The sequence below is a fragment of the Paraburkholderia sp. NMBU_R16 genome (assembly GCF_013282575.1).
Lineage (GTDB): Bacteria > Pseudomonadota > Gammaproteobacteria > Burkholderiales > Burkholderiaceae > Trinickia.
Map to the genome: position 1 here is coordinate 1 of NZ_JAAAYE010000561.1, position 215 is coordinate 215.

Sequence of the window (215 nt, forward strand, 5' to 3'; positions counted from 1 at the left end):
GTCTGCTGCGCATCGGGATGACGCGTGCGCAGACGCGGGCCGATCAGTGCCTTGTATCGCCCCATCGTCGTTTCCACCAGCGCCCGCCGGCCGTAACCGGTTGCCTTTTGCCAGGCCAGTCGTCCCTGTGCGGCGATCGCCTCCAGATGGCGATCGCGCTGCGTTGGCGGGCCGGTTTCGCAACTGCGTACCGCGCCCGATCGCGGCGGCACCAC

General features: G+C 69.3%; 1 pseudogene. It reads right to left on the reverse strand.

The features are described from left to right. Window positions 1-215 (reverse strand): annotated as a pseudogene (locus GWC77_RS30520) (IS5/IS1182 family transposase); the annotation flags it as partial.